This window comes from Vibrio sp. 1F169 (genome assembly GCF_041439605.1).
Classification (GTDB): domain Bacteria; phylum Pseudomonadota; class Gammaproteobacteria; order Enterobacterales; family Vibrionaceae; genus Vibrio; species Vibrio tasmaniensis_A.
This window is the reverse complement of sequence record NZ_JBGOOI010000130.1, coordinates 1-5,050: the sequence shown is the minus strand read 5'-3', so window position 1 is coordinate 5,050 and position 5,050 is coordinate 1. Positions and strand designations below refer to the sequence as shown.

Sequence of the window (5,050 nt, the reverse complement as noted above, 5' to 3'; positions counted from 1 at the left end):
GAGGGCAATGCTTCAATTTTCGGACTGCGTACTTGATGAACAAGCTGCAAGGCTTCTCGTCTTGCTTGACGTAATGAGCACTCTAATGTGCACCCTAGCTTATGATTTTTTCTCAATCCGTTACTCTGGAAGCGAACAAAGAACACTCGCCTCCCTGACGGGTAGACTCGTAAATACAGCGTCGACACCTTGGTATCATAGTATTCTTGTGTGGTCGAAGTCGGTTTTACATGCTCGACAAATCGCTGAGTAAGAGATATTTTTTGCATTTCAAGCTCCTGTTTACAGGGGCACTTTTGAACCGTAGAACGCTATCAAACATGCCATAACACTAAAAAACAAAAACTTAATACCAATAAATTTCAATTAGTTACTACAGACAACCACCCATAATCGCCAGATTATGACGTAGGGTGTGGTCACCAACTCAACTAACCAACAACTCAGAACGAATGATCTGAGTTCCTTAATCAAAGCGACGGGAAAAACTGACAGCGAAAGACAAAAGCCGACCAGGTGGCGAATGAATCTGACGAACGAGGGATGCGGGGGATCTGGAAATTGAAGGAAGAAAGCGAGAGGAAAAGCTAAAGACCTTGCACCGTTATGGTGCAAGGTCTTTTATTTAACGTTAGGATTAAAATAAACCGATTGGACTTTTTGGATGTATATTTTTCTGGCGTTCTCGGTGCGTTTGGAAAAACCCGCATTATACGCGCCGACACTGTTCCAGTTATAACCATGACTAGAAAAGTTAGAACTTAATACCCATGCGCCAAGATGAACATTAAAGCAAGGATTATAGATATTTGTTTCATTCACATTAAATTCGGATAGTCGATCAAACCAATGGGAATTAATTTGCATCAATCCAAAATCACGGCTGATGACTTGACCGGATTGGTTTTTATTTTCATTGTACGCGTTCGGCTTTAGGCTACTTTCTACCGTGGCGATGGATTTTAAAAGCTGTGGATCGACATTATAAAATCGCCCTGCCTCATCAAAGCAAAAAGCCCAACTGAAACACGGCGATAACAACGAAAGATAAAGTAATGGTTTCATCATAAAAAAGAGCCCTAATAATAGGACTCTCATTTTATGCCATCCCATTGAGATATCAATATTCACAAGGTAATAAAATTGTGGTCACGCTGCGGTCACGTTCAGTTATTATCCAAACCGATTGATCACAAATCGTATAATTCGATATCACTCTCTCGCCTGTTTTGGTTGCTTCGTCATTGGTGATTTTATCTTCAATGCAAGTCTCTCCCCAATCTCCACTTTGGTGACGCTGCAAATAAATCGACAAGTTAGCACCGACATTATTATCTAATAACTGCTCAATACCTTGCGTATAGACCACTTTACCCAACGAAAACGGAACGGCTGTACAAACGTAACATTTTGCTTTCGTTTCTTCTCTATCTTGTGTAGCATTAAGAATGTTCATTAAATCTAACTCCGATGTAATTGAACATGCCTTGATATTTGAGACAGCAAATATCAAGGCGCTTTATTTTTACGCTTAATAAACGTCTTCCGTTTTACGAATATGATTAAACACTTCATGAATTTCATCGTAAGTGATGCCATACCCTTCGAGCTTTTCCACACAGTCACAAATATCATTGGTGTAGAAACACTCATGATTAAATAACTCACGACGAATGATCGCCTTTTTCCCGTTCTCTTTGATATCTTCGGCGATCCCTTCTTGAGCGATGGAATCTAAACGAGTCATTAATTGCTTGGCATTATCAACTGGGCAAATTAACCCCATACCTAGTGATGCGTATTTCACGCTATCTTTTTTTGCCTCATCGAACTGTTGATTAGAAAAAGCAAAGAACGCCCCAGCATCATTAAAAGCCTGAGTTTGTTTGTCTTGAATATAGTGTGAGAGATATTTCATTATTTAAGTCTCCATTTTATAACTAAGGGGGATCAAGTCTTTATACTTCGATATATTGATAGCTATCTGTCACCCATCCCATGACGACAGCACGACTATTCAGCCCTACCTTATTTGTTTCAGTAATCACATGACCTCTCGCGATGCCTTGCCCCCAGTACGGCTTATTGAGTTCTGTTTCTGGGAATAAAACCGTCAGTTCTAGCCAAACACAGGAATGCCTGGCTCTTGCTTTTACATGAGCGGCAATCACGACAATATTTTCCACAGAGGTTGATCCTGATAGGGCAACATCACGACTTGGCTCTACTGGTTGCAGACGCTTAGAGATATCATTTTTTGGTGAGCTTTCGTGCTCCAGCGGCGAAACGCTGGTCACTGAATTTGAATTAGAGAGAGTTAGGTTTGAATTTTGTTGCGCCATGAGGATTTTCCTTTTGTTTGAGTATCACTTTTCGGAGCCGCTTGGCTGTCCGCTCTCTCACCATCGTTCTGCTTTGCAAGGGCGCGCAGCGTTCATTTACCCTTGCAAATCAGGTTGTGGGGAGAGACGGTTAACAGCCTGCGAGCCCGTAAATGATGCGAGTGAAAGGAAATCGGCGCATAAGAAAACAAGCCTTACTCGAACTTATTCAAAGGCAGGGAGAGCAACGAGGAGGCACGACGAGGCGCAACGAACGCAGTGAGAGGAATGCGTTCAGGATTGCAGCGATATCCTTTTAGATAGGGACTGTAGAGAGGCACATTCTGGAGCGGCACGCAGTGACTCACCAGGGTGATGCCACTCTTAGGCCATAGATGAAAGATACAAGCGAAAAGCCTTGCCCCGTAGGGGTAACGCCCAATCCAAGCCCTTATTACGACGCTGTGCTTCAAATCCGCTTTAAACGATCATCATAAAAAACTCGTCAATTGAGCCCTATCAGCCACGCAACCACAAATTGACATCAATACACTGCAATACAATCAAGCACCGAGCCAATGGGCCTACAGCCCTACTGAGAGCCAGCTTGACGACCGCTTGCGGTCGAGCCTTTGGCTCAACGTCTTTTAGCGCGACCACAGCGTTCACGGAAATCACAAAGGAAACTAATGCCTCCAGGATAAGAGGCATCTCATTCGGTTTTAAGCTAATAAAGTAATGAGTCTTTTTGTCACAAAGACCGCGTTGGGCGTCAGTTTACGCACCCACGCTTTAGAGTATCGTGACCATTTAAAACCGTTACTTTTTAATTTTTTGCGCACCTCTTCGGCTGGAATACCGTCAAATGAAAACTTAATGCGGCCCTCTTCTTCGTACAGCTCCCAAGCCGTCCCCATTGCCTCGCCGCTACCCTGTAACGGCGCTTCGTTGTGCAACGCTTCCAAGTGCTCTAAACGCTTTCTCGTTGTTCGGATATTGGCATTACTATTCTGTAGTGCGTATGTATCAAAGCCAAACTTTCCAAAAAACTCACACGGGCGTAATAATTTTTTTGCTCTTTCTTCTGTCTGCCCGTGTGTATTAACCAAGTATTCGATCTTGTCTTCCTCGGTCATATGACTAGAGCGAACGATCTTATTAACGGCTTTCATGAGTTCATGAGTTCATGACTTTTAATCAAACCCTCGAGCTTTTTCTTCAATTTTTCAACCGCTTCGGGGTCGTCTGACGCGATACCGGCAGAACCGACACTATCAGCGCGACGGCTCAGATAGTCCGCTTTATCCTGAGCCTCTACGCTTTTACGCATGTTGGTATTGATGCTCTCCGCGTGTTTACGGTGCTTCGCTTCTGAATGGTGACCAACTAGGATTGGCTGACCGAACGGCAACATTTTCCCTAATGTACTCGCGGTATTAAATCGCTCATTAGAGACCGCTGCCGCTTTAGCGGCGCGCTCTTCTAATCGCTCACGCTTCGACTCTTTTCGCTCTTGATAATCCCCTAATGCAATGACTTTACGAGTGTTACCCTGGGGCGGTGGCGTCGGTTTTTTCTCGTGACTGTTAAGCGGTGATAGGTAGCCTTCTTTAAGTGCCTTAACCACCGGCTCAAAGGTAAAGCGTACTTTAGTCGTTGCAATCAATTTTATCTCACTCACCGCCGCGTAGTAGTGGCAAAGAGTGGGATAGTTCGCATCGATATCATGTCTAAATCGCTCCAAGCCACCATTATCAAACTCGATATACATCATCGTCTTGCTGTAACCGTTATTGCGGCCCACTTCCATCGCTTCTTGACTTGCTTTTTTGTTGTAATCATCAAGGGTGTACGCATCGCCATCAGAGAATAAATTGGATTCACTCCAATCAATAATCACTTGCTTCACAACGGCGGTTTTAACTAGGTTTTCGTATTGATCGAACGGGGCAAGCTGCACCGGCTTTTTCACCTCTTCGGTGTCCTCCACTTCTGAGCATTCCCCCTCAATAATCGTGCTTTGCGGTTCCTCTCCATCCAAAGAGAACGTCATCACCACATCATTAGAAAAATGATAGATACAATCACAGACCTGCACTTTCACTAAAACGCCATCACGCACCGTTAATAAGATCACCATATCGCTGTAATTCTTTTCGTACCAATCCCAAAATTCGGCTGTATCCATCGTGACAGTTTCATTACTTCTAAAGCAATCATCCATCCCCATTGACTGAGTTTTTAAGATCAACGTATCAGCATATTCCAACAGCTTCGCGATTTTTGCCTTCGCATTTTTACGCAACTTATGACCAGTGAAGCGCTTCAAAAATTCATTTTTGGATGAGCCTGACGGCTCAAACGGGGATACGTTTGTCGTTGATTGAACGTTAGAAGCTGTTGATGGATTAAGGATTGAGTCTGTCATAAGTTTTTCCTTTGATTAATTTTTCATTCCCGTTGTCGCCTGACTGCTCGACCCAAAATCACGGTTCATCAAAACAAGGGCGCGAAGCGTTCATATACCCTTGTTTTGGGGGTTCAGATTTGGGACGTTAAGCAGGAAGACCGCGACACGGTAATGAGAAATCAAAGGAAAAAAGACAGGCGAAAAACGGGGTCCATCTTACAGATTCTTTCGTTCAGTCAGTGAAAGGAGTGAGGAGGCACGACGAGCGGCAACGAGGAAGAATGACGAGGCGCAGGCGTTCAGGATTGCAGCGATATCC

At 43.9% G+C, this 5,050-nt stretch carries 7 protein-coding genes; all 7 read right to left on the bottom strand.

Going from position 1 to position 5,050, the window contains the following annotated elements; translation table 11 throughout:
• Window positions 1–269 (bottom strand): Arm DNA-binding domain-containing protein (locus tag ACED53_RS22770; protein ID WP_371715315.1); only part of this gene is annotated, 269 nt, incomplete at its 3' end.
• Between the two features lie 352 nt (window positions 270–621).
• On the bottom strand, window positions 622–1,068 hold the full coding sequence (locus tag ACED53_RS22765) for a lytic transglycosylase domain-containing protein (RefSeq protein WP_102257485.1): 447 nt from the start codon (window positions 1,066–1,068) through the stop codon (window positions 622–624).
• A 52-nt stretch (window positions 1,069–1,120) separates the two neighbouring features.
• Entirely contained in the window at window positions 1,121–1,456 is a 336-nt protein-coding gene (locus ACED53_RS22760) for a hypothetical protein (protein WP_016766862.1), read from the bottom strand.
• Window positions 1,457–1,531: 75 nt separating this feature from the next.
• Window positions 1,532–1,918: a hypothetical protein gene (locus ACED53_RS22755; RefSeq protein ID WP_076678491.1), complete on the bottom strand. Its 387-nt coding sequence runs from the start codon at window positions 1,916–1,918 to the stop codon at window positions 1,532–1,534.
• Window positions 1,919–1,958: 40 nt separating this feature from the next.
• Window positions 1,959–2,342 (bottom strand): hypothetical protein, encoded by a 384-nt coding sequence (locus tag ACED53_RS22750; protein WP_102579800.1) that lies wholly within the window; start codon window positions 2,340–2,342, stop codon window positions 1,959–1,961.
• A 701-nt stretch (window positions 2,343–3,043) separates the two neighbouring features.
• Window positions 3,044–3,493: a hypothetical protein gene (locus ACED53_RS22745; protein WP_242441540.1), complete on the bottom strand. Its 450-nt coding sequence runs from the start codon at window positions 3,491–3,493 to the stop codon at window positions 3,044–3,046.
• Window positions 3,490–4,749, bottom strand: coding sequence for a DUF3560 domain-containing protein (locus ACED53_RS22740; protein ID WP_242441539.1), 1,260 nt, complete (start codon window positions 4,747–4,749; stop codon window positions 3,490–3,492). The genes ACED53_RS22745 and ACED53_RS22740 overlap by 4 nt, the downstream gene beginning before the upstream one ends.
• Window positions 4,750–5,050: the final 301 nt, after the last annotated feature.

Bases quoted from the DNA above. Each gene is read 5' to 3' on its own strand.
- ACED53_RS22755 (WP_076678491.1), bottom strand. From the start codon at position 1,918: ATGAAATATCTCTCACACTATATTCAAGACAAACAAACTCAGGCTTTT.
- ACED53_RS22750 (WP_102579800.1), bottom strand. From the start codon at position 2,342: ATGGCGCAACAAAATTCAAACCTAACTCTCTCTAATTCAAATTCAGTG.
- ACED53_RS22760 (WP_016766862.1), bottom strand. From the start codon at position 1,456: ATGAACATTCTTAATGCTACACAAGATAGAGAAGAAACGAAAGCAAAA.
- ACED53_RS22765 (WP_102257485.1), bottom strand. From the start codon at position 1,068: ATGATGAAACCATTACTTTATCTTTCGTTGTTATCGCCGTGTTTCAGT.
- ACED53_RS22740 (WP_242441539.1), bottom strand. From the start codon at position 4,749: ATGACAGACTCAATCCTTAATCCATCAACAGCTTCTAACGTTCAATCA.
- ACED53_RS22745 (WP_242441540.1), bottom strand. From the start codon at position 3,493: ATGAAAGCCGTTAATAAGATCGTTCGCTCTAGTCATATGACCGAGGAA.